Source organism: Blastococcus saxobsidens DD2, from assembly GCF_000284015.1.
Classification (GTDB): Bacteria; Actinomycetota; Actinomycetes; order Mycobacteriales; family Geodermatophilaceae; genus Blastococcus; species Blastococcus saxobsidens_A.
This window is the reverse complement of the sequence record NC_016943.1, coordinates 1,713,526-1,735,973: the sequence shown is the minus strand read 5'-3', so window position 1 is coordinate 1,735,973 and position 22,448 is coordinate 1,713,526. Positions and strand designations below refer to the sequence as shown.

Below are 22,448 nucleotides of genomic sequence, written 5' to 3'. Positions count from 1 at the left end.
CCCGGTAGGCGGTGCGGTCAGGACGAGATCCCGAACATGCGGAGCATGAAGGGGACGAGCACGAACAGGGTGAGCCCGGTGACCAGCAGGGCCAGCGGGCGTGACATCCGCTCGCTGACCTGGTTGGCCTCGGTACGGGCGTCGGACAGCTCGGCGTGCCGAAGCGTGCGGGCGCTGGCCAGCAGGGTGTTGTAGACAGAGGCGCCGTCGGCGGCCACTGCTGCGATGTCGGCGAGGTTGCGCAGCTCCGCTACCTGTAGCTCCTCGCCGAGGTCGCGCAGCTCGCCCCACGGTTTGCGGCCGGACAGGGCTGCGCGGCGGATGGCGCGGCGCATGCGGATGAACGGCATGCTGCCCGAGATCTCGGCGGCCTCCTCCAGTGCCTGCTCCACCGAGCCCCGCGCCCGGCGTTCACCGGCCACCAGGGTGAGGAAGGACTCGAGGTTGCTCCGGAACTCCATCCGCGCCTTGTCCGCCGCCTCACGGGCCCCGGCCGAGGGCAGGAACCATCCGACGGCGGCGATCCCCAGCCCGACCGCGGCCGGCAGGACGAAGGGCACCGGAACGTCGAGCAGCACTAAAACGAGACCGAACAGCGACGGAGTGAGCAAGCCGGCGAGCGCCAGGGTCAGCTTGCGGGCCGCGAGCTGAGCGCGGGTCCAGCCAATGATCGCCAAGTCGGCGTCCGAGACGCCCAGATGCCCGTCCAACGCCCGCGCCACCGGCACCGGCAGCCAGTCACACCGGTCTCGGGTGGACGTCGTCACCGCCGGCGCCGTTCGCACGGTCGGCTCGGCCGCCAGCTGCTCCAGTGCGGCCACCAGTGACGGCGGCGCCGGACGCAGTGCACGGACCGCGAGGACGAGGCCGCCCGCGATGAGCATCCCGGCGAGGGTGGCCGTCTGCAGCCCGGTCACCGGTGCACCGGAGCCGGGTCCGGGTCGAAGAGCACCCGCGGGGGCTTGACCGGGTCGGACAACCGGCGCATCCACCGCAGCGACGTCGCGAAGATCGCCACCACTGCCAGCAGGGCGATCTGCCCGAACGGTGTCGAGTAGCCCGACAGGAATGTCCGGGCGAACAGCGTCATCCCGATCACCAGCACCAGGGTCACCACGACGATGGTGCGCATGTTCGACCGCGGCTTGGCACGTTCGGCCTCCACCTCACGGACCATGCGGGAGCGGTCGTCGAGGTCGGCGGCCAGCGCGGTTAGCACTTCGGCGAGCCCCGGCCCGCCGTTGCGCTCCCGCAGGATGAGCACCATGGCGATCTTCTCGGCGGCCGAGTCGTCGATCTCGCGGGCGAACTGGCGCAGCGCCGTCTCGGTGCCCTGCGGCCCCATCCTGGTCACCAGGTTGATGACCGCCGGTGCGATCGGCTCCGGCACCGAGTTGAGGGAGCGACGCAGCGCATCGCGCGTCGACCCGGCGGCGCCGGAGCTGATGAGGTCGGCCAGCCGCCGCGTCCAGTCCGCCAGCGCCTCGGACGTAGTGATCAGCCGCTTGGCTTCCTTGCCGCCGCCGAGCACCTTCGGAATGAACACGACACCGCCGGCAGCGCCCAGCGCCGCGGCCGGCCAGCCAGTGACCAGCAGGACGAGCACGCCGGCGGCCAGCGCACCGAGGAACAGCGGAGTGGCCCCCCGCCGCGAGGACGAGCGCACCGACGGCGAGCGCTCCGGCAGGAAGGAGACGCCGCGCACCGCCCCGACGACGCCGACCAGGCCGGCCGCGAGCAGCAACCCGGCCAGGGTCAGGAGCAGGCCACCGGCCGTCACGACGCACGCTCGCGGCGGTGAGGACCGGTGTGCCAATCCGAGGCGCCCGGGTGCAGCCAGTTCAGATCGAAGCCGACCGCAATCAGCCGCTCGGCCAGCGACTCGCTGAGCATCCCCGGCCCCGTGGCCTGGGCGCGCCCGTCCTCGGCGCGCGGCGCGAAGATCGGCTTGAGGTCCGGCCGACCGGAGTCGCCGATCGGGCCGAGTTCGTAGATGCCCGAGACGTACCGGGCGTAGTCACGGTCGCGATGCACGTGCACGACCAGGTTCAGGGCGGCCAGCGAGCGCAGCACCAGCTCCGGGGACGGGGCCGGATGCGCCTTCAGCGCGTTGATCAGCACCTTGTCGAATACGCCGTCGGCCGACGGTGAGTGGATCGTGCACATGACCGACGAGATGCCGCTGGTCGCCGCCTCCAGCAGATAGGTGACGTAGGCACCGCGGACCTCCCCCACGAGCACCCAGGTCGGGGACGCGCGCAGCGCCAGGTGCAGCGCATCCCCCATGTCGAACCCGCCTCTGCCTTCGGCGTTGGGTAGCCGGGACTCGAACGGTCGGCACACCGCGTGCCGCCTGACCAGCTGCCGGCGCTCGGGATCCCACCGAGGCAGGTGCAGACCCAGCTCCCGCTCGTCCTCCACGGTGATGACCACGTTGTTCCACGGGATGGCGTTGCCCAGCGCGCGCAGCAGCGTGGTCTTGCCGACCCCCGGCGCTCCGCTGACCAGCGGAGATGCGCCGGCGAGGATCGCCGCATGCAGGAAGGCTCGCACCGGCGAGTCGACCATGTTCATCTCGTGCAGGTCTTCGAGGCTCGGATCACTGAACCGGTGCACCCGGATCACCCCGGCCGGGCGCGGCAGCACGTCCATAGCCGCCTGCAGCCGCGCGCCGAGCTCGGTGACGCCCTGAAGCCGCACGTTCAGGATGGGGCTGGCTGAGGAGAACTCGCGGCTGGTCTGTCCGTCGTCCGACCGTGAACCGATCGACCGCAGCAGCTGCTCCAGCTCCTCGTCGCTGGAGGCGATCGCCGGCCCGGGCACGAGTTGGCCGCTGGCCATCCGCAGCATCGTCGGCTCGCAGCCCTCGAAGTGGATGTCCTCCACGTCGTCCCGGGCCATCAGGGGAGCCAGTCGGCCCAGCCCGTCCAGCTCGGCCAGCACGGCCGCGAAGATCCTGTCCTCGGTGGTCACTTCCGGCGCCGGACGGCCGCGATTGGCCTCGTGCAACAGCCACTGGTCGTACTCGTCGCGGATCAACTTCCGGGTCAGCTCGCGCCGCGGGCCCGGGGCGTAGTTCCTGTCCTCCACCGTCAACCGGGTCGACACCCGGTCACGCAACTCCACCACGACGCGGTACTCGGTGCTGGTGAGCTCCTTGGTGTCGGCTGGTGTGGCGTCGACCGGCGCGGCCACCGCGGCCACCGCAGCCAGCGGCTCTGGCGGCGGCAGCGGCGGACGCTCGCGGGCAGGCCGCGGCAGGTCGGGGGCGGCAGGCACTTCCAGCCGCGGCGACGCGGTGTCCTCCTTCCTCATCCGGCCACCACCTCGGCGACACGGGACGCCTCCGTCGGACTGGTCAGCGTCTTGGCCAGGGACGACGCCGCGCGCAGCAGTGCGGACCGTTGCAGCGTCTTCGGGCTGACTGTCGCGCCGTCGGAGAGCGCCTGCGCTGCGGTCCGGTCATAGGGCAACATCCCTGCCAGCGGTAGGTCCAACGCCTTGGCCACTTCGCCGGCGGAGTACGGCCCGTCCCCGACCACGAGTGCGCTGACCTTCGCGAGGTCGCCGAGTTCGTGGCGCAGTCGTTGCGTCGCATCCTGCGCCGCGTGCACCGACCGCACGCTGGGCCGCACCGCCAGCAGCACCCGGTCGGCGGCCCGCAGCACCGGCCAACAGCCGCGCTCGGTCACCAGTCGTCCGGCGTCGACCAAGGTATCCCGCCCGATCGACGCACTCGACGTGTGCAGGGCCGACGCCAGCCGCTCCCATGCCTCGGCGGTGAACGAGGTGCCCTGCGCGGCGGTCGTGAAGCCCGGCACCAGCCACACCTGCGGCTGCTCGGGCAGCAGTACCGCGTGCTCGGCGACCATGGTGGCGGCCTCCATCGCCGGGATTCCCCGCCGGGCCGCCGTCGACCACGACAGCAGTCCCCGGTCGGCGCTGATCCGGCCGGCCAGCAGCCCCGGCGCCATGTCCCCGCCGGCCGGGTCGCAGTCGGCGACCAGCAATGGCCCGGGCCACGCCAGGGCCAACGCCCAGGTCGAGGTGGTCACTCCGGGCGCCGCCTTGCCCGAGGCCACGACGGTGAGCATCAGCTCACCGCCCCGCCGGTAGCACGATCAGCGCTAGGTTGCCGGTCGAGGCCAGCTCGGCTACACGCACGCCGTCGTCCGCGCTGACCCGTACGTCGATCACCGTCACCTGTGTGGCCTGGTTGAGCGACCCGACCTCGGCGACCGTCGCGTCGATCTGCTGATCGCGGGCACCGCCTGTGTCGGCAGACGGGGTACCGCTGCCACTGGTCGAGCCGGTGCTGCCGGGCGTCGCCACGATCAGCACCTGCTGGCCTGGGTTCAGCCCGCGGGTCGGAAACTGCCCCTCCTTCAATGGCAGGGCTACCAGCATCTCCCCCGCCGTGAATCCGCTGTCCGGGCCGACCTGGGCGCCGGTCAGCAGCTCTCCCCGTGTCAGTGGCACCTGGGCGACCATCCCGACGATCTGGGACCGCTGCGAGGCGGGGATCGGTGACAGGTTGGGATCCGACGTCACGTTCGCGACCGTCAGGTCCTCCGCGGTGATCGTCGAGCCCAGCTGCACGTCCCGGGCGACCGCCAGCACCTCGGTCCGCGCGGTCAGCATCTGGCCGGCGGCGGAGGCCAGCAGGCCCCCGAGGAGCACGACGAGCACGCTCAAGACCAGCGACTTGCGGCTGACACGTCTCCTCGCCGCCGCGGTACGCACGGGAGGAGCCGGCGGCGGCGCCGCCTCTGGCGCCGGAGCCGGATAGCGTCCGGCCGCCGGCGACGCCATCCCGTTGACCCGCGTCGTCACCTGATCACCACCGACTGCACCTCCGCTACCGCGAACGTCGCGTTCGAGGTCGTCGTCAGATCCGGCAGCGTGCCGGTGGCGCCCGTCGACGACGTCCAGGTGACCGACCACTGGATGCCGTACGTCGCCGTCACCTGCCCATCGGGCTGGCGGATCGATGAGTGCGGGTACCGGTAGTCACAGCCCGCCGGCGATGCCGCCCACACCCCGTCGCCCGGCTGCCACGCCACACCAGGACCCGGGCACGACACCGTGGCAGCCCCATCGCCCGGCGTGAACGAAAGCGCCGTCGGTGTCACCGTCACCTGTGCCCACACGCCTCCGGCGTCGGCACGCGCGGTCAGTGCTCGGAACGATCCGGGGTCGGTCCAGAACCAGGTGTAGGCGTTGACGACCGTGAACGGCTGCCCCTCCTGCAGGAGGCCTGCTGGGTACCGGCCCGTCGTCGGTGACGGCACCGTCAGTGTGCTCAACGCCTGTTGCGCGAGCACCGCTGGATCAACCGCAGCTGGAGCCGCCGGCGGGGTGGCCGACCAGAAGGTGAAGCCGTTGGTACCGGGGAACGCCCCACCGCCGGTGTAGAAGAGGCAGTTGTAGATGGCGCCATCCGTGCGACCGCCCCAGATGGGCGAGTCCTTCGGAGGCTGTTGGGCCATCGCCTCCGCGTAGCACTGCATGTCCTGCACCCACCTCGCCTCGCCTTCTCGGCAGGGGATGGTGGCGCCGGAGGGGGTGACCGTGCAGGCAGCCGCGGGCGTGCCGCCACCGCCACCGCCGTCGGGAGTTGTTCCGACCGCTGGGGACGCCGTCCCACGGTCATCCTCGGCCGTACCGGCTCCGACCACACAGATGCCGTGCGAGTCGTACTGCTGGCAGGTCGCCGGATCAGCGGCGGCCACTGGTGCAAGGATCAGTGAGGCGCCCACGGACAGCAGCGCTCCCGTCAGGGCGAGGGCTACCCGTCGCATGACTCCGCCTGCCTGTTCGGAGCCTCGCTGACCCGCCACGACGACGTGTCCGGATAGTCCGGGTTCACCACGGTGAGTTGCTGGACGAGGTACCGCGGACGGTCGGGAGGCACGATCGACTGCCCGGTGGCGTCGACCGCGTCGACCTGGCTCACGTCGACGCAGGCGCTGACGACGACGGTCGGGAAGACAGGTGACGGCGAAGCGGCGGGATCGTTGGAGAGGTCGACGCTGACGGCAGACGCTGTCACCAGCTGCGACCGACCGGTCTGGCGGTAGCCCTGGGAGCGGAACTTGCCGATCCCCGTGGCCTGCGCCGTGGCCTCCGGAGCCACCGCGACCTCGTAGATGCCGTCCAGCGCGAGCGACGGGTCGAGGTACAGGTCGTCGATCATCCGCAGGTATTCCGGGACGAGGTCGACCGCCAGTTCCTGCGCTTCCTCGGCGGGGCTCGGCGCGGTCGGCGAGGGGCTGGGTGTCCGGGAGGTCGACGTCCCGGAGGTCGGCGAACTCGACGGGCCGGGGTCGGACGACGAGGAACAACCCGAGGCCGTCAGCGCCAGGAGCACCGCGGCCGCTCCTGCCGTCGCGCGTATCACCGCCATGCCTGATCACCCCCCAGCACGTCACCGTCCGTCGACCGAGGTTGCCCTCCGTGTCGAGCGGACGTGTGACCGCCGTCGCCTTCCCACCCTTTCGGGTGACAATTCGTCCCTGAGTTAGTCACTCGCCCTCCCCGTCTGGGTGTATCGCGCGCTGATGACACGCTGCCGCACCGCAAGCTGGGGTGGCGCAGATATCCACAGGGCCGGCGCGGCGAGGAACAGGACGAGATCCCTGTGGAGCTCAAGGGTGGCCACCGGCGGATGAACGACATGTGGATGGTCGCCTCGGTGGCGGGAGCGGTGGTCGGCGCCACAGCTACGCCCTGGATCACTGCCCACGGGCTCGCGCAGCTGGCGCGGCTCGACGCTGCCCGTCCGGGCCTGGCACTGGCCAGCGCCGTCGTCGGCGGCGGGGCGGGAGCCGCGGCGATCGTGACGTCCCACCGTGCGGGGACGTGGTGGCTGGTGCCTGCGCTGCTGGTCTGGGGATGTGCCTTGGTCGCCGCGGCCTCCTGCGATGCGGTCACCCAGCGCATCCCGACACCACTCGTCCGGCAGGCCGCCGTCGGCACCGGCGTACTGCTGACCGTCGGTTTCGCCGTGCACGGTGACTGGCTTGGCCTGCTCATCAGCGGCCTCGCTGCTGCGGCGGCGGGAGTCGTCCTGCTGTTGTGCTGGCGGTTCGCGGGAGCAGGGTTCGGTGACGTTCGCCTGGCTGTGCTCGGTGGTCTGGGACTCGGACACGCCACGCATCGGGGCTTGTTGTTGGCCCTCGCCGCCTTCTCCTTGATCACCGTGACGCAGGCCGTGATCACCTTGATGCGCGACGGGGACCGCCGGGACACCTTCCCCTACGGCCCTGCCCTCGCGGCGGGGTTTCTGCTCGCGGCCACCCTCTGACTGTGACGTCCATCCGAAACGGTTGGCGGTGGGGTCCCCGAGCAGCATCTTTGGCACGGCAGCAGGGCGCTGGCCAACGAGGCGACTTCATCGCCAGTTCCATCACCGCGCAAGGCCCGTAGGACGAACTCGGCCACGCTGCTCCGGTGTCAGTCGCGAGTCTCTTCGGTTGCTGTGGCCGTGATCCCGCCTCGGCGCCGTGCGCGTCCCGCGTGCGACTGGGGGCGCCGCGCCTTGATTGTCACGGCGTGGTCGAGTCGGGTTTCGGCTCGGTCGGCTCTGCTGCGCTGCACGCGGGCTTCGTCGCGCACCGTGTTGAGCTCACCGCGCAATTCAGCGAGCTCCTCGCGCAGTCGTCGGTTCTCCCCCTCGTGACGGGCACGCAGGTCGTCGACTCGCTGGTGGCCATGGGTCTTCTCGCGCTCGGCGTCGTGTACGGCGGCGTCCCGCTGGGCGGTCATCGCCGCCAGGTTCCCGCGCAGGTCGCTGACCTCGTCACGGAGGTTTGCGGCTTGCCGGTCAGCCTGCGCCAGGCCCCGACGTACCGATTCGACCGCCTCCTCGGCCCGGGCAGCGCGCGCTGACTCGGCGTCGGCCCGCTCGACAGCGTTGCGGCATCGCTCTTCCGCCTCGGACTGCGCGACCAGCGCGGCTTCCGCTCGTCGGATCGCAGCGTCGCGGTCGCCGTGTGCCTCGACCAGCCGCGCCTCGACGGCGGTCAGCTTCTCGGCCAGATCGGCCGACTTCGCGGCGGACTGCTTTCGCTCTGCGTCGACGGCCGCGAGCGCCTCGGCCAGTTCGGCGTTCAGCCTGTCTCGCTCGGTCTCGGCCTCCGTTAGCTGCCGGCGAGCCCATTCGAGGCCGGTACGCAGCTGCTCGCTCAGCGCAGATGCCTCCTCAGCAGCGGAGTCGGCCTCCGCGCGCTCGGCCTCGGCGCGCTGTTGCGCTTGCTCGGCCCGGCTGGCGCGAGCCGCGGCGGTCGCCACTTGCTCGGCCGCCTCACTCGTCACAGCTTCGATCTGTAGCTCGGCGGCTTCCGGATCGGCCACCGTCCGCAGCTCTTCGAGCAACCCCTTCAGCTGCTGATTCAAGTGCTCGATCATGCCGGCGACCTGGCCCTGCAACTCACTTGCCCGCTGTCGCGCGGCATCGATCGGCCGCTGCTCGATCCCGGCCGCGTGCCCAGACTGCTCCGTGCGCAGGCGGCGACGGGCGTGCCAGGCGGCGGTCCGATTGTGCGCGCTGTCGTCGCAGTATTCCGGCGGGCGGCCTGCCCCGGATTGCGAGGCTGCCGTCGGCCGTCGGCAACCGGGAAACCGGCAGGTACGCCGTTCCGTATCAGTTGGCTCCCTCATAACGTAAAGCTGCACCGACGTAATGACGACGGAACGCTACGGGGACAGTCCTGTGGACAGCGAGCCAGCTTCCACAGCCTCTGCTGGCGCGAAGCCCTTTCCTGTTAAGCCGAGGCGACGTGGGGTGCCTCCATCGTGTGGCCCCCACCATCGGCGCCTCGGTCAGCGGCCAAGCCGCAGGCCATCGGCTCGGATGTGCCGAACGTGTTGCTCGAGCCGTCGGTGGCGAGGAGCGCACCGCCGGTGACCCCGTCGTCGCCGTCGCAGATGGAGCATTGGTGCCGTCGCGGCGGATCACCGGCTGACGGCCCCCACAGGTCAGGCTGGCTCGCCGCGGGCCGTTCGGCTGCCGAGGCCGGCGACCGGCGACCGGCGACCGGCGACCGGCGACCGGCCCAGGATGGCCCTGTCGTGGGCAGCTGCGTCAGGCCGAGCGATCATCGTCATTGGGTGGTGATTCCGCCGGATCGCGTTACAGCCGGGTACTGGGTGCTGCACGCTCGCTGGCGACCTGCGTTTACGCAGGTCAGCACAGCGCTCAGGGGTTAAGTGCTCATAATCCCTGGGTCGTGGGTTCGAGCCCCACCCGCCCCACCGGTATAAGTACTGGTCAGCGCATTGGAGACTTGGGGGCAAGATCGATGATTTTGTCTCACGCCCACACCGCGCCCACACTTCGTTCCGTGATGTGGGCGTCGTGGGCGGCATCCATGCGCTCGGCGAGGGCGCCGAGGTCGTCGTCGAAGAGCCCGGAATAGACGTCGAGGGTCATCGCCGCCGAGGCATGACCGAGCATGCGCTGGACCGCTTTGACGTTGGCCCCGCTCGCCACGAGAAGGCTGGCGGCGGTGTGCCGGAGGTCGTGCGGGCTGAGATCCGGAAGACCTGCGGCCTCGGTCGCGGGGTCGAAGATCCGCCGTCGGAAGTTGCCGGAGCGCAGTACCGCGCCCTCGGGCGAGGTGAGGACGAGGTCGTCGGGCCCCTTACTCTCGCACCGCCTCGCCAGCGGCTCGACGAGAGTTCCAGGGATCGGCACAGTTCGCTGCTGGTGGGTCTTCGGGCTGCCGTACTGGACGGTGCCACCGACCTCGGTGGCACTTTCCGCAACGACGAGCCGCTTGCGGAGAAAGTCGACGCGGCGGACCCGGAGGGCGGCCATCTCACCGAAGCGCAGCCCGGTATAGGCCAACAGGCGGACCACGTCGCCGTACTCCCCCGCTGCCTCTGCAAGCCGCTCCACCTGCTCACGGGTGAGGAACCGGGGCTCGGCACGCCGCGCCCGCGGCAACGGGACGCCGGTGGCCGGGTTGCGCGGGATGCGCCCGTCGCGCACCGCCAGGGTCAGGATGAGCGCGAGGACCCGGTGTGCCTGGCGCACACTGGCCGGCGCAAGCTTCTCGGCCATCTCGGCCACCCACGCGGCGACGTCGCCGTGGGTGACGTCGGCCAGCCGGTGCTGACTCCAGCGCGGCAGGATCTGCGAGCGCAGCAGCGAGCGATAGCGGTAGAGAGTGCTCGGCTTCAGCCCGGTCTGGGCGGCCAGCCACTGCTCCGCCCACGCCTCGACCGTGATGCGGCCGCGCTCTGGCGCCGTCCACGTCTGCGTGACCAGCGCCGCGGTCTGCTCATCGAGCCAGTGCTGGGCGTCGACCTTGCGCTTGTAGCGCTTCTCGTGCTGCCGCCCGCCGGCGTCGCGGTACCGAGCGCGGTAGCGCTTCGTACCGTCGCTGATCACGATCGTCGAAATGGATCCCGCCATGCAAGGACAGTGCCCACGAGATATCCCTGCGTCAATGGTGACTGTGGGTTTCGACTACAGGCAGGAGGGCTTGCTACCGGGATGGCCTCTCACATCGGGAGAAGCGAGCTTCCTCGCGGCCCGATCTCCCACACGAGTCCGGCGCCGCCCGCCTCGCCCTTGCCCGGCGGCGGGTCCAGCACATCCGCGCGGAGGCCTGGCAGCGAGGTCCATTCGCAGGGTGGCCGAGGTTCACCGCCCGACACCCGGACCGGTGTCGGGATGCGGCACGAGGAGTGAGATCGGCTTGAGGTCCGGTGGCGGGGTGCCAAGTCCAGACCGGATATGTGGATTGTCCGTCCGGGCTGGGTTGTCTTCGGCGTCCTGCCGGGCGCGCCAGCGTTCGCGCTCCCGAGTGAGGAGGTCAGCCGGCTGGCTGAGCAGGGCCGGCTCTGCCCGCAGCTGCGCGACGCGTGTCCGGGCGACGGCGAGCTGTTGCTCGGTGGCGGCGACGTCCCGCTCGGCGTCGGCCACGTGCGCGTCCCGGTCGAAGGGATGACCGGTCGCGTCGAGGCGTGCACGCCGGTCCTCGCGCTCGCGGCGGGCGTGCGCCAGATCCCTCCGGGCACGGCCGTGCGCCGCCTGGGCGGCGTCGGCTTCGGCGGTCAGCCGGCTGTGCTCGGGGTGGGCCGACTCGGCGTCGCGGCGGGCGTGGTCGTCGAATGCGGCCCGCAAGCGCGCACGGTCGTCGGCCGAGCCGGCGAGGGAAACGATCCCGCGCGGATCGGTGGGCATGGCCGGCAAGTAGGGCTGCCAGGTGTCGGCCCAGGCGGTGAGCTGCTCGGCGGCGCGGGCGACGGCCGCCCGCCGGAACCCGAGACGGCCCGGGCCGTCGAGCACGACCTGCGCGGCTTCCCCAACTGCGGCGCACTGGGCGTCCCAGACGGCGAGCAGCCTGTCTCGGAGGCGAGCAGCCTGGACCGCGATGGCGGCGGCGCTAGCGTCGGCCCGCTGTTGGGCACGGGCCACCGCGGTGGCCGCCTGCTGCGACGTGACCTCCAGTGCGGTGAGCCGGTCGGCACGGCCGGCCTCGAGCACGGCGACCGAGCGGAAGAGGTCGCGGCGCGACGTGGCGAGGGCGAGCCGGTCGACGCAGCGCTGCTCGGCCGTCCACGCCACGCGCAGCTCGGCCAGCACCTGCTCCAGCGGGCGGGATGGGGCGTAGCGGGCGGCCTCGGCGGCCGCTTGCTGGGCGGCGTGGGCGGGGCCGAGGTCGGCGCGGTCGCGGGCGAAGACGGCGAGCCACTGCTCCCGCGCCTGCTCGGCGTCGGTGGCGACGAGGTGGGCGGTGTTGACGGTTCGGCCGCGGGTCATCCCGACGTAGCAGGAGGAGGCGCCGGTGTGCTCGCCGACCACCACGTGCGACGCGGTGACAGTGTCGCCCTGCACGCCGTACGCGGTGGAGGCGTAGGCGAGTTCGACGTGCTCGGTGACGTAGTCCGCGGGCAGTACCCGGGCTGGGCAGGCGGGGGTGACATCGCCGGACCCGTTTCCGGGGTCGGTGCCGGTGGGGGTGACAGTGGGGGTGACGAGCAGCCCGCCGCGGCGGCCGACGGCGGTGACGGTCCAGACGTCGCGGTTGGCAACGTCGAGGTGGCGGTCGTTGCGGCGGGTGGCGATCCGGTCGCCGGCGCCGATCCGCTCCCCGGCCCCGGTGACGACCACTTGCTGGTCATCGAGCCGGCCGTCGGCGACCAGCTGGTCGCGGATGGCGGTGTTGAGCTCTGCGGCCTGGTCGCGGGTGTCCACCACCACGGCCACCCGGCGGCCGTCGGCGTAGGACGCGGCGGCGGTGGCGGCCAGCGCGGCCTGCAGCCCGGCGGTGTCGGGGTGCAGCTGGATCTGGCGGCGGGCGAGGAGGGCGTCGAAGACGGCGCCGGGGTCGGTGCCGGTGCGCATGGCCAGGGTCAGCTCGGCGTAGCCGGTGTCGGGTGTTGTGCGGCCTTGCTCGTCGGTTCGGGTGAAGCGGTGCACCGAGTCGAGTGTCAGGTGCGCCGCGGGGTCGGCCTGGGCGATGGCGAGGTCCAGGACGCCGCCGCGGCCGACCGCGGACAGCTGGTGCCGGTCGCCGAGCAGCGCCACCCGGACCTGGCACTCGTCGGCGACGGTGAGCAGGGCGCGGGCGGTGTCCTGATCGAGCATGCCGGCCTCGTCCACCAGGAGTAGATCCCCGGGCCGCAGCCGCGCTGCCTCGTTCGGCCCGGCGTAGAACCGGCCGGTCGCCGGGTCGGGCTCGCCGACGGTGAGCCTGGCCCATCGTCCTTCGTCGTTCCAGCGCCAGCCGTGCTGGAACGCTAGCCACGCCGCGGACCCGGCGGCCGTCCCCAGCTCGCCGGCGGCCACCTTGGCCGCCTTGCGCGTGGGGGTGACCACCACCAGCCGGCGGCCCCGGGCCTCGAGCAGGCCGCGGGTGGCGGCGAGAGTGGTGGTCTTGCCCGCCCCCGCAGCCCCCTCGACCACCACCAGGGGCCGGTCGCCGGCGAGCGCGGCGACCGCCGCGGCTTGGCCGGCATCCAGCCGCCCGGCGGCGGCCACGCCCTCGACCGCCAGGTCGGTCTCCGATACCTCGCGGGCGGTGAGCCGGGTGGTCAGGTCGGCTTCGACGTCGAGGACCGGCTGGGAGGTCCACGCGCGGATGTGCTCGGGCACCCCGTCGCGGTCCAGCAACGGCAGGCAGCGACCGAGGGCGCGGGCGGTGAGGTCCTCGGCCAGCTCGATGCGCACCCCGGCGTCGGCGACGACTCCTTCGGCGGCGACCAGCCGCTCGGCCTCGCCGCGGATGTCGGCGGCGTTCCACGCCGAACGGCCCGCCGCGAGCCGGGCCAGCGCGCGCTGCACCAGCTCGTCTCGATCCAGCGCCCCGACCGGGGTGGCGGCCAGGGCGACCGGCTTACCGGGGTCGCGGTAGCCGAGGGCGGACAGCTCGGTCCGCCAGCGTTCGGCCAGCCCGATCCCGGGCTGAGCGGTGACCTTGTCCGGGCGGCCGTCGGCCCACGCCCGAGCGTCCCAGGCCCGGCGCAGCACCGGGCCGGGGGATTCGCCGGGGTGCGCGGCGGTCCATTCGGCTTCGTAGCGGTCCACATTCCGGGCGATCTGCGCGTGCCGTGCGCTGAACGGGCCCACGTAGTCGGCGAGCTCCCGTATTTCTCCCGTACCGTCTTTCCGGTAGCCGTGCGTGGCGAAGGCGGCGTTCAATTCCGGGTCGCACGCCATCGCGGCGTGCCCGATCCCGTTGACGGCGCCCAGGAAGTCGCGGATCCCGACGGTGTGCAGGCCGCGCCATTTCCCGGCGGCGAACACCCGGGACAGCAGCTGCAGGTGCAGGTGCCAGTGCGGGTCGTTCGCCCGGGAGGTGTAGTGCCGCACCGTGGCCGCCTCCAGCACCTCCAGCGGGACCTGCACCTGTCCGCCGCGCGGGCCGACCCGGGTGGTGGCGTGCTGCGAGAGCCAGCCGATGATCTGCTCGGCGGCCCGGTCCTGCGCCGCCCCGTACGCCTCCGCGATGTCCGGGTGCAGCGCGGCGGCCAGCGACCAGGTCTTCGGGCCGTTGACCACAACCTCGGCGAAGCGAACGGCGTGCTCGTCGCCGCGCAGCTGCCCCCTCGGCTCGCTCGTCTCCGGGTTGCGGCCGGCGACCCAGGTCTCGTAGGTGTCGCCGGTCAGCGGCGCCAGCTCAGTCACGCGACCGTCGGTGGCGGTGTAGCGGCGGGCGATCCCGGTGCCCTCGGTGAGGTAGTAGTCGTCCGCCCGGCCGCGGTCGGCCTCCACGTAGTGCCGGGCAGCCGCCGGCGCGCCGGCGTAGACCTTCATTCCACCGTGCATTTTCAACGCCACCCAACAATGACCAACATGTCACCCCTAGAAACGCCGATGGGCCCCGCGAAGCGGGGCCCGAGCTACCCCGAAGGTAGCATTCGTGCCGTTCTCTAGTAAAGGCGTGACGTTCTGCAGTAAAGGCTTGAGCGTTGCCGGTAAGGCTCGGATGTTATGGGCAGCAAGTCGTCACGAGTGTTATCTGATTAATCGCTTGGATTATCGTCGACTGCGTGCAGGATGCCGACTGCTAGCTACTTTTTGGTGCCGACATTCCGACATTGAGCTTTCCGAGCATGCTCACCGCACCTGCCGAGCCTGACCACGCCCAGGTCGTCGTTCGACACTTGCCCGCCACCGAGGCCGCCCGGGTCGGCGGCGACTGGTACGACGCGTTCCTGCAACTGGGAGGAGCGACCAACCTGGGCATCGGTGACGTCGTCGGACACGACACCGCGGCCGCCGCTTTTATGGGCCGGCGGCGCGGCATCGCCGTCACCGTCGACGCCGGGCCGGCCCAACTGCTAACCGAGCTCGACACCGCGTTCACCCAGCTGCAGGTGCACACCTACGCCACCGCCGCCGATCGATCGCCCGCTATGAACAGACCGATGCCGATACCGCACGCGGCATCACGCGCATGCGCTGGGCCAACGCCGGGCATCCGCCACCGTTGGTCCTCCACCCCGACGAGTCCCTCGTCAGCCTCGACCGGGGCACCACCGTTCTGCTCTACACCGACGGCCTCATCGAACGCCGCAACCGCGATCTCGACGACGGCATGAGAGCCGGCTGCGTGCCGGCGCCAGCGAGCTGACGACCGCCTCTCGATGAACTGGGTGACCAGCTCATCGACCGGTTGGTGGAACAGACCACCGGGGACGACGTCGCCCTCGTCGCCGTCCGACTGCACCGACAAGACCGTCCCCGGCCCGACGAGGCAGGCCCCCGAAAAATCCCATCCACCGTCTGCTGCGACACCGCCACCAGCTGACCACCGCAGCTTACCAACCTTGCGGACCCCACCTCGGTGCCACGTTTGGCAACATTCCTGTTGTTCCCGGTCACACCGCGGTTTCGGCGCGCCGATAACCCACTCCGTGACCATCACGCAGGACGTTGAGGACGCCCCGGACGTCAAGGACGTCGCTGAGGACCACCTCGAGGACATCGCCACCGCTGCCCATACGGCGATCGGGCGCCTCTACGAGGAGGCGATGGCGCACATCGCCTACCTCTCCCAGAGCTGGCAGCAACCGTCCGGGCAGACGCCAGAACTGCAGCCACCGTCGGCGAGGCCTCATGTTGCTGCATCAAGTCCAACCTCTCAGGCAGCCTGAGGCCACCCCCGGTCGGTCTGCACTGGGGCCTCTTTAGGATGAACGCTCCTCACTCTTCGTAGTGGAGGGGGCCGATCCGCCCCCGCTGCGCCATACGCTCGCTGCCTCCCGCGGGGCCCGAACCTGACCGGCTCGGTGCGCGGGCCCGCGGACCGACGGCGCTGGAGGTCGACACCGGTGGGACTCGGCGTGGTGTGCGGTGACTGATCCGGTGGGGGGCCTGTCCCCGGCCGACCAGGGCAGCGCGTTTCGCAACGCGCCCACCGGGATGGCCGTCACCACCACCGACGGTGTGCTCACCGGCGTCAACCCAGCCCTGAGCTCCCTGCTGGGACGATCGCCAGCGGAGCTGCACGGCAGGTCACTGTTCGACCTGATCCACCCCGATGACGTGGCTGCGGTCCAGGAGACCCGCCGCGGCCTGCAGGCAGAGCCCAGCCGACCGGCGCGGTACGAGTGCCGACTGCTGCGGGCCAACGGCAGCATCGTGCCCGTGCAGGTCATCACCTCCTGGGTGGAGGCCACGCCGCACGGCGACCCGACCCACCTGATCAAGGTGATCGAAGACATCACCGAACGGAAGGCGCTGGAGGCAGAACTCCGCCACCAAGCCCTGCACGACCCGCTGACCGACCTGCCCAACCGTGTCCTCTTCGGTGACCGGCTTCGCCACGCCCTCGACCGTGGACGCCGCGAGCACACCCCGACCTGTGTGCTGGCCATCGACCTCGACGACTTCAAGGCCGTCAACGACGCCCACGGCCACACGGTCGGCGACCGGGTCCTCATCGCCTTCGCCGAACGCCTCCGCTCGGTGCTGCGGGCCAGTGACACCGCCGCCCGCCTCGGAGGTGACGAGTTCATGGTCGCCTGCGAGAACACCGAACCCGCCGACGCCGAGCTGCTGGCCGGGCGGCTGCGGACGGCGGCCGCCGAACCGCTGGTCCTCGACCAGATCACCGTCTCGGTCGGGCTGAGCATCGGAATCGGGTACGCCGCCGGCGGAACCGACCCCCAAGCCGCCTACGAACGCGTCATCCGGGAAGCCGACCAGGCCATGTACGCAGAGAAGACGCAGCGCCGCCAGTGACCCGCTCTGCTTCGGTCGTGCCTCACCCTTCGCCCACCGCCCGCAACATCGAACTCGCCAACGGCTGACCGTCGATCCCCCCGAGTCAGCGTGTAACTGATCGCCTCGGTCCCTATCCCCCGGAGTTGCTGCTCACGCAGCGCACGTTCGGCGAGTGGCCGGCGGCGAAGGTCGACCTGAAGCCCACCACCCGACCACCGGACCGCCGGGCGGAGGCATCCGAGGAGAGCCGCCGGACACCGACCGACCCGTCCCGGCGGATGCCGATCGCGATCTCCACGACGTAGTCGGCGGCAGCGAACTCACCGAGCCACGGATAGCTCTGCCGCCGCGCGACCGCCATACCGATCTGGGCGCCGCGGGTGGCCGCCAGGCGGGGGGATCGTGTCCTCCCAGCCGAGGTAGGGCCAGCCCGGCGGGTGCCTTCGTCGGTGGGCGGGGTCGGGAAGCACCGACAGCAGGAGCCCGTCGGGAGGTGCCGTCCGCAGGTAGTCGACCAGATGCGGCTGCGGTGCGGCTTCGGCCAGTGCTCGTTGAGGTCGTGCTGGTGAGCCACGAGGACAAGGTGACAGGTTCCGCCTGGCGCTCCAGCGCCTGCCCGTCGATACCTGTGCTCGTATGAGGTTGGGATAACGCAGGCTCCCGATCGCTCAATGGGGGTGGCCGGAGTGAACCGCCGCCGACCGAACGCCGATCAGGACGCGGGAGGTGGATAACGGCTCTTCACGATCGAGGGTGTAGTCGGGGCCTGAAGCCACCGGTCTCGAGCAGGCTCCTGGCGATGTAGTTGGCGAGGTTGCGGAAGCCGAGTGCCGAGCCGCGGAGGTGTTCCAGTCGTCCGTTGATCGCCTCGGTCGGCCCGTTGGAGGTCCCGGGCCGGTCGAAGTACGCCAGGACGTCCTCGGCCCGCTTCTTCAGCGTCCGCCCCAGCGTGATGAGTTCGGTCAGCGCGGCCGGAACGCCGCGGCCGAGCGCATCGATCAGGCTGCTCATCAGCCGCCGGCCCTTCGCCCGGTCGGGCTCGCGGTAGGCGGCGATCATCCGCTGGTAGATGCTCCAGGTGGCCTCGACCTGCACGTGCTCGTCGACCCCGAACAGCGCGGTCAGCCGCTGTCGTTGCCGGTCGGTGAGCAGCTCGGCACCGGTGTGTAGGACTCGCCGAGCGCGATAGAGAGGGTCGTCCTTGCGGCCTCGGTGGCCGTGCAGGTCTTGCTGCACCCGGCGCCGGCAGCGGTCCAGGGCATCCCCGGCCAGGCGCACGACGTGGAAGGGATCCATCACCGCGGTCGCCTCCGGCAGCTCCTCGGTGGTGGCGGTCTTGAAGCCGGTGAACCCATCCATCGCCACCACCTCCAGGCCCGTGCGCCACTCGTCGGGGCGGGCGGCCAGCCAGGTCTTGAACGCCTGCTTGGAGCGTCCCTCCACCATGTCCAGCAGCCGGGCCGGACCGGTGCGGTCCCGCACCGGTGTCAGGTCGATGATCACGGTCACGTACTTGTCGCCCCGGCGGGTGTGGCGCCACACGTGCTCATCGACCCCGAGCACCTGCACGCCCTCGAACCGGCCGGGGTCGTCGATGAGGACCCGTTTGCCCTCGGCGAGGACGGCATCGTTGGCGGTGTTCCAGGCGACTCCGAGACCCTCGGCGACCCGGGCGACGGTCAGGTGCCCGACCACGATGCCTTCCAGCGCCCACCGCAGCCCAGATCGGGACAGCTTCGCTCGCGGCTCGGCCGCCTTGCTGATGTCTTGGCGCCACACGTGCCCACAAGCGGAGCACCGGTAGCGGCAGATCGTGATCAGCAACGTGGTGGGTCGCCAGCCCAGCGGTTCGTGGGCCAGCCGTCGGGTCACGGTGTCCCGCGGCGCGCCCTCGCAGCCGCAGCGACGGCACCAGCGGTCGGGTTCGACGACCCGGCAGGCCAGGACTGCACGGTCGGGGGCCAGCCGCTGCCCGACAACCTCCAGACCCAGCCCATCCAGGCCGGCGAACGTGGTCAGGTCAGGGCAGCCGAAGGTAGCGTCAGGCACGTCGAGGTCTTCCGGATGGGCAGTGTGAGAACTTCCATCCTCGGAAGGCCTCGACGTCTATCCCGGGACCGACGCGCCAGCCCCCTCTACACCCTCAACTGCGAAGAGCCTGGATAACTCCTCGGGACGTGAGGCGAGGGAAAGCATGCTGCTCGATGCGGCTCGGGGACTTGCGCATGGCCTGACTCCTCCCCTGGCCTCGTGGACTGTGGTGGACCGGGAGCGGAGCCGCTCGCGGCTGCTGCTGGCCGCGTTCGTGGTCGTCGTGCTGACGCTGGCCCTGCCGCAGCCCGGGCAGGTCCACTGGCCGGCGGCGTTGCTGGCCGTGGCGGCTATCGCGGCGACGTGGACGGCCTCGCTGGTGCCGGCGCTGTGGCCGGCGATGAACCGCGTTGGCGGGGTCGTGACCGCGGTGGAGATCGCGGCGCTGGTGGCGGCGACGGGAGGCCCGCGAAGCCCCTACAGCGTCCTCTACGGGATGCTGCTGCTGTACACGGCGGTCTTCTACGGCACCCGACGGCTGCTGCTGACCGGCGTGGTGGTCGCGGCCGCGGCCGCAGCACCGCACGCATGGCCTGCTGCTCCCGGCACCGAGGCCGAAGGTACCGAGCTGCTGATCCGGCTCGCGGTATGGGCCGGCACCTGCGCGGTCGCGCACGGCCTGGTCACTCAGCTGCGCCGGCGCACCCGGCAGCTGCGTGAGCAGGAGCAGCGGTATCGGTCGCTGTTCGACCACAACCCCAACGCGGTCTACTCCATGGACACCGAAGGCCGGTTCACCAGCGCCAACGCCGTCGCCCACCGGCTCATGGGAGCCGGCCCTGGGGAGCTCATCGGCGACAGCGTCGTGAAGCTGGCCGCACCCGACGACGCCGCCGAAACGGCCCGCCGCTTCGCCGCCGCCCTGGACGGCCACCCGCAGAACTACTGGACCAGCGTCGTCGACCGGCAAGGCCGGCGCGTGGAGGTGTCGGTGTCCAACCTGCCGATCATGGTCGACGGCCGGGTCGTGGGGGTATACGGCATCGCCAAAGACATCTCCGAGCTCAAGGCTCTGCAGGACACACTCGCCCACCAGGCCCTGCACGACCCGCTGACCGGGCTGGCCAACCGCACCCTGCTGGCCGACCACGCCGAGCTGGCAATCGCCGACAGCACCCGATCAGGAAAACCGGTGGCACTGCTCATGCTCGACCTCGACGGGTTCAAGCAGGTCAACGACACCCTCGGGCACGCCGCAGGCGATGACCTGCTCGTCGAGGTCGCCGCGCGGCTGCGCCGCTGCACCCGCCCCGCCGACACCCTCGCCCGGCTCGGGGGCGACGAGTTTGCGCTCGTCCTGCCCAACACCGACACCTCCAGCGCGGCCGGCATCGCCGAGCGCATCCTGTCCGAGCTGGCTCCACCGGTGTCCGTCGCCGGCCAGCAGATCACTCTCGCCGCAAGTATCGGGATCGTCGTCGACCAGATGACCGGACGCGAGGCGGCGGAGCTCCTGGCCCAGGCCGACGCGGCGATGTACGCCGCCAAGCGGGCCGGCAAGGGCCGCTACGAGTTGTTCCATCCCGCACTGCGCCACCCGGAGTCGCTTCCGGGCATGCGGACCGCCGACGCCCGAGCGTGGGCCGCCTACATGGCGGCCCTGCGCGCCGAAATCACCGACCGGAAGCAATCCGGCCTTCCCACAGCCCCCCGCGCCCCCGCAGTCGTGCACCGCACCCTGGAGCAGCTGCTGGCCGCCATCGCCGCCCTACCGCCCGAGGCCGCAGTCGCCGACCTCGCGCTCCCCACCCGGGTGGACCTGGAGGCCTTCGTCTTCCACCAGAGCGCGGTGGACCACTGGGCCAACACACTCGTCCAGGACGGGACGCTGACCACGCGCTGCCCCCGCGCGGCCGACCGCTTCTGGGCGTACCTACAGGCATGGGTCGTCTCGGCGGCCCCCTGTGATGAGGCTGTGGCGGCCATGGCCGACACGCCGGCACCCTGAACGAAACCGGTCGGGCCAACACCCCGCATTCGGCAGCCGTGAGCGAACAGAGCACTGCGAGCCGACCCCCCGGACGCCGAGGTGACCCGGAGGAGTCACTTATTGGTGCGCGCCTCAAGCAAGAACCGAACTATTCCGAGTATCTGACCATTCCGATTATTGTACGAATGCATTCCAGTACCGGTCAGCAACGCGTTGGCCGCCGACACCGACCTGCTCTGGGCGGTGTTCGCTACGTCAGGAGGCGATGGTGTCAGGACTTTCTCTGAGCGGTGTCGTGGACGGCCCACTCGACCGGGTTCTGCAGCTGGCTCGCCGGCACCTGGGCATGGACCTCGCCTTCGTCGCCGAGTTCACCGACGGCAGACAGGTGTACCGCGCGCTGGACGGGGACGCCGCAACCTTCGGCTGGGAGCTGGACGACGGGCCGCCGCTGGCCGAGACCTACTGCCGACTGATGACCACCGGGCAGATCCCCAATGCGGTCCCCGACACGTCCGCGGACAGCCGCGTCCGTGACCTCCCGGTGACGACCGAAGCGCGCATCGGCGCCTATGTCGGGGTCCCGATCCGCCTCGCCGATGGCACCCTGTACGGCAGCTTCTGCTGCCTGAGCCACGAGGCCCACCGCCTCGACAGCCGCGACGTGGGATTCCTGTCGATGCTCGCCGAACTCGTCACCGAGCGGGTCGAGGCTCAGCGGCAGCGAGACGTCAGCCGCCACCAGATCCATGACCTCCTCGAACAGGGCCGGATCGAGATCGCGCTTCAGCCGATCATCGACGCGAACCACGGCCATCTGCTGGGCGTAGAAGCGCTGTCCCGGTTCCCCGCCAGCTACGGCCCGCCGGACGTGGTGTTCGAAGCGGCGCACGAAGCGGGCCTTGGCCTGGAGCTGGAAGGGCTCGCGGTCCGGCAGGCGTTCGCCGTGCTGCCGCTGCTGGGACCGGACCAGTACCTCGCGGTGAACCTGATCCCCTCGGCCGCCTTCCAGTTCGCCAGCCACGTCGAGGCCCACCCCGACCTCCCGTACCACCGGCTGGTCCTGGAGATCACCGAGCACGTCGCCGTGGACGGATACGCCCAACTTCGCGACCGACTCAAGCCCGCTCGAGAGCGCGGCCTGCGCGTGGCGATCGACGACGCCGGCGCCGGCTACGCATCCCTGCACCACGTCGTCGAGCTGGCCCCCGACATCATCAAGATCGACCGCTCCCTGATCGACGGGATGGCCGAGGATAGAGCCCGGCGCAGCGTCGTCACCGCGTTCGTCGCCTTGGCCTGCGATATCGGCGCGGCCCTCGTCGCCGAGGGCGTCGAACGCCCCGCGGACTTCGACGCCGCCCGCAGCCTCGGGGTTGCCGCCGCCCAGGGCTACCTGCTCGCCCGTCCCAGCACCAACCGGGCCGACCTCGCCCGCTGGGTGTCAGACGGCATCACGCTCCCTGGCAGACTCACCGCCGCTGACACCCCCGTCGCCCACATGCTTCCCGCCGCGGTGCCGCGTCGACGAGCTCTGGTCGGTTAGCAGCCGGCTGGCTGGCTGGCTGCGTCTATGCACAGTCACCGGTTCTGGCTCATGGGCATAGCCCGCTCTCGGCGAGCGTTCGCCGACTGCCCATGCATTGCCCGCTTGAGACACCCCCGCTGATGGAGGCGTCAGCCTCGGCTCGTCGCCCAGGCGGCCGCCCGCCCGCCGCGAAACGGGCCGACTGGGCGTCCCTC

General features: G+C 71.2%; 18 protein-coding genes. 6 read left to right on the top strand and 12 right to left on the bottom strand.

The window, feature by feature from the left end; translation table 11 throughout:
- Window positions 1-17: 17 nt before the first annotated feature.
- The 7 genes from BLASA_RS08115 to BLASA_RS08085 all read right to left on the bottom strand — a co-directional run bounded on the left by BLASA_RS08115 (window position 18) and on the right by BLASA_RS08085 (window position 6,406).
- Window positions 18-917: a type II secretion system F family protein gene (locus BLASA_RS08115; RefSeq protein WP_014375613.1), complete on the bottom strand. Its 900-nt coding sequence runs from the start codon at window positions 915-917 to the stop codon at window positions 18-20.
- Entirely contained in the window at window positions 914-1,780 is an 867-nt protein-coding gene (locus BLASA_RS08110; protein ID WP_014375612.1) for a type II secretion system F family protein, read from the bottom strand. The genes BLASA_RS08115 and BLASA_RS08110 overlap by 4 nt, the downstream gene beginning before the upstream one ends.
- Entirely contained in the window at window positions 1,777-3,315 is a 1,539-nt protein-coding gene (locus BLASA_RS08105) for a CpaF family protein (protein WP_014375611.1), read from the bottom strand. Before BLASA_RS08105 ends, BLASA_RS08110 begins: the two co-directional genes overlap by 4 nt.
- Window positions 3,312-4,094: a hypothetical protein gene (locus BLASA_RS08100; RefSeq protein WP_014375610.1), complete on the bottom strand. Its 783-nt coding sequence runs from the start codon at window positions 4,092-4,094 to the stop codon at window positions 3,312-3,314. Before BLASA_RS08100 ends, BLASA_RS08105 begins: the two co-directional genes overlap by 4 nt.
- Window positions 4,095-4,098: 4 nt before the next feature.
- Complete coding sequence (locus tag BLASA_RS08095; protein ID WP_166486510.1) at window positions 4,099-4,812, bottom strand: SAF domain-containing protein; 714 nt, start codon at window positions 4,810-4,812, stop codon at window positions 4,099-4,101.
- 17 nt (window positions 4,813-4,829) lie between these two features.
- A complete protein-coding gene (locus BLASA_RS25855) occupies window positions 4,830-5,324 on the bottom strand; it encodes a hypothetical protein (protein WP_231839576.1) in 495 nt (164 codons plus the stop codon).
- Window positions 5,325-5,788: 464 nt separating this feature from the next.
- Window positions 5,789-6,406 (bottom strand): hypothetical protein, encoded by a 618-nt coding sequence (locus tag BLASA_RS08085; RefSeq protein ID WP_231839575.1) that lies wholly within the window; start codon window positions 6,404-6,406, stop codon window positions 5,789-5,791.
- Window positions 6,407-6,640: 234 nt separating this feature from the next.
- Here BLASA_RS08085 and BLASA_RS08080 point away from each other — a divergent pair, with 234 nt between their 5' ends.
- Window positions 6,641-7,306, top strand: coding sequence for a peptidase (locus tag BLASA_RS08080; protein ID WP_014375605.1), 666 nt, complete (start codon window positions 6,641-6,643; stop codon window positions 7,304-7,306).
- A gap of 149 nt (window positions 7,307-7,455) precedes the next feature.
- On the opposite strand, the gene BLASA_RS24545 is transcribed toward BLASA_RS08080, so the two are convergent.
- The 3 genes from BLASA_RS24545 to mobF form a co-directional block, all read right to left on the bottom strand.
- Window positions 7,456-8,409 (bottom strand): hypothetical protein, encoded by a 954-nt coding sequence (locus BLASA_RS24545; protein ID WP_014375604.1) that lies wholly within the window; start codon window positions 8,407-8,409, stop codon window positions 7,456-7,458.
- Window positions 8,410-9,313: 904 nt separating this feature from the next.
- A complete protein-coding gene (locus tag BLASA_RS08070; protein WP_014375603.1) occupies window positions 9,314-10,420 on the bottom strand; it encodes a tyrosine-type recombinase/integrase in 1,107 nt (368 codons plus the stop codon).
- Window positions 10,421-10,651: 231 nt separating this feature from the next.
- Entirely contained in the window at window positions 10,652-14,269 is a 3,618-nt protein-coding gene (mobF, locus tag BLASA_RS08065) for a MobF family relaxase (protein ID WP_014375602.1), read from the bottom strand.
- A 299-nt stretch (window positions 14,270-14,568) separates the two neighbouring features.
- Here mobF and BLASA_RS24140 point away from each other — a divergent pair, with 299 nt between their 5' ends.
- From BLASA_RS24140 to BLASA_RS08050, 3 genes are all read left to right on the top strand, one after another.
- Window positions 14,569-15,057 carry a SpoIIE family protein phosphatase gene (locus BLASA_RS24140; RefSeq protein WP_014375601.1) on the top strand — a complete coding sequence of 163 codons (489 nt, stop codon included), beginning with the start codon at window positions 14,569-14,571 and terminating at the stop codon, window positions 15,055-15,057.
- A 315-nt stretch (window positions 15,058-15,372) separates the two neighbouring features.
- Window positions 15,373-15,612 (top strand): hypothetical protein, encoded by a 240-nt coding sequence (locus BLASA_RS08055; protein WP_014375599.1) that lies wholly within the window; start codon window positions 15,373-15,375, stop codon window positions 15,610-15,612.
- Between the two features lie 199 nt (window positions 15,613-15,811).
- Complete coding sequence (locus BLASA_RS08050) at window positions 15,812-16,702, top strand: diguanylate cyclase domain-containing protein (protein ID WP_083877970.1); 891 nt, start codon at window positions 15,812-15,814, stop codon at window positions 16,700-16,702.
- 112 nt (window positions 16,703-16,814) lie between these two features.
- Here BLASA_RS08050 and BLASA_RS08045 read toward each other — a convergent pair whose 3' ends face one another.
- Complete coding sequence (locus tag BLASA_RS08045) at window positions 16,815-17,045, bottom strand: hypothetical protein (RefSeq protein ID WP_014375596.1); 231 nt, start codon at window positions 17,043-17,045, stop codon at window positions 16,815-16,817.
- Window positions 17,046-17,425: 380 nt separating this feature from the next.
- Window positions 17,426-18,733: an ISL3 family transposase gene (locus tag BLASA_RS08040; protein WP_014375595.1), complete on the bottom strand. Its 1,308-nt coding sequence runs from the start codon at window positions 18,731-18,733 to the stop codon at window positions 17,426-17,428.
- A gap of 211 nt (window positions 18,734-18,944) precedes the next feature.
- Between BLASA_RS08040 and BLASA_RS08035 the strand changes: the two genes are divergently transcribed.
- Entirely contained in the window at window positions 18,945-20,723 is a 1,779-nt protein-coding gene (locus tag BLASA_RS08035) for a diguanylate cyclase domain-containing protein (RefSeq protein ID WP_041775676.1), read from the top strand.
- A gap of 277 nt (window positions 20,724-21,000) precedes the next feature.
- Complete coding sequence (locus tag BLASA_RS08030) at window positions 21,001-22,251, top strand: EAL domain-containing protein (protein WP_051004906.1); 1,251 nt, start codon at window positions 21,001-21,003, stop codon at window positions 22,249-22,251.
- Window positions 22,252-22,448: the final 197 nt, after the last annotated feature.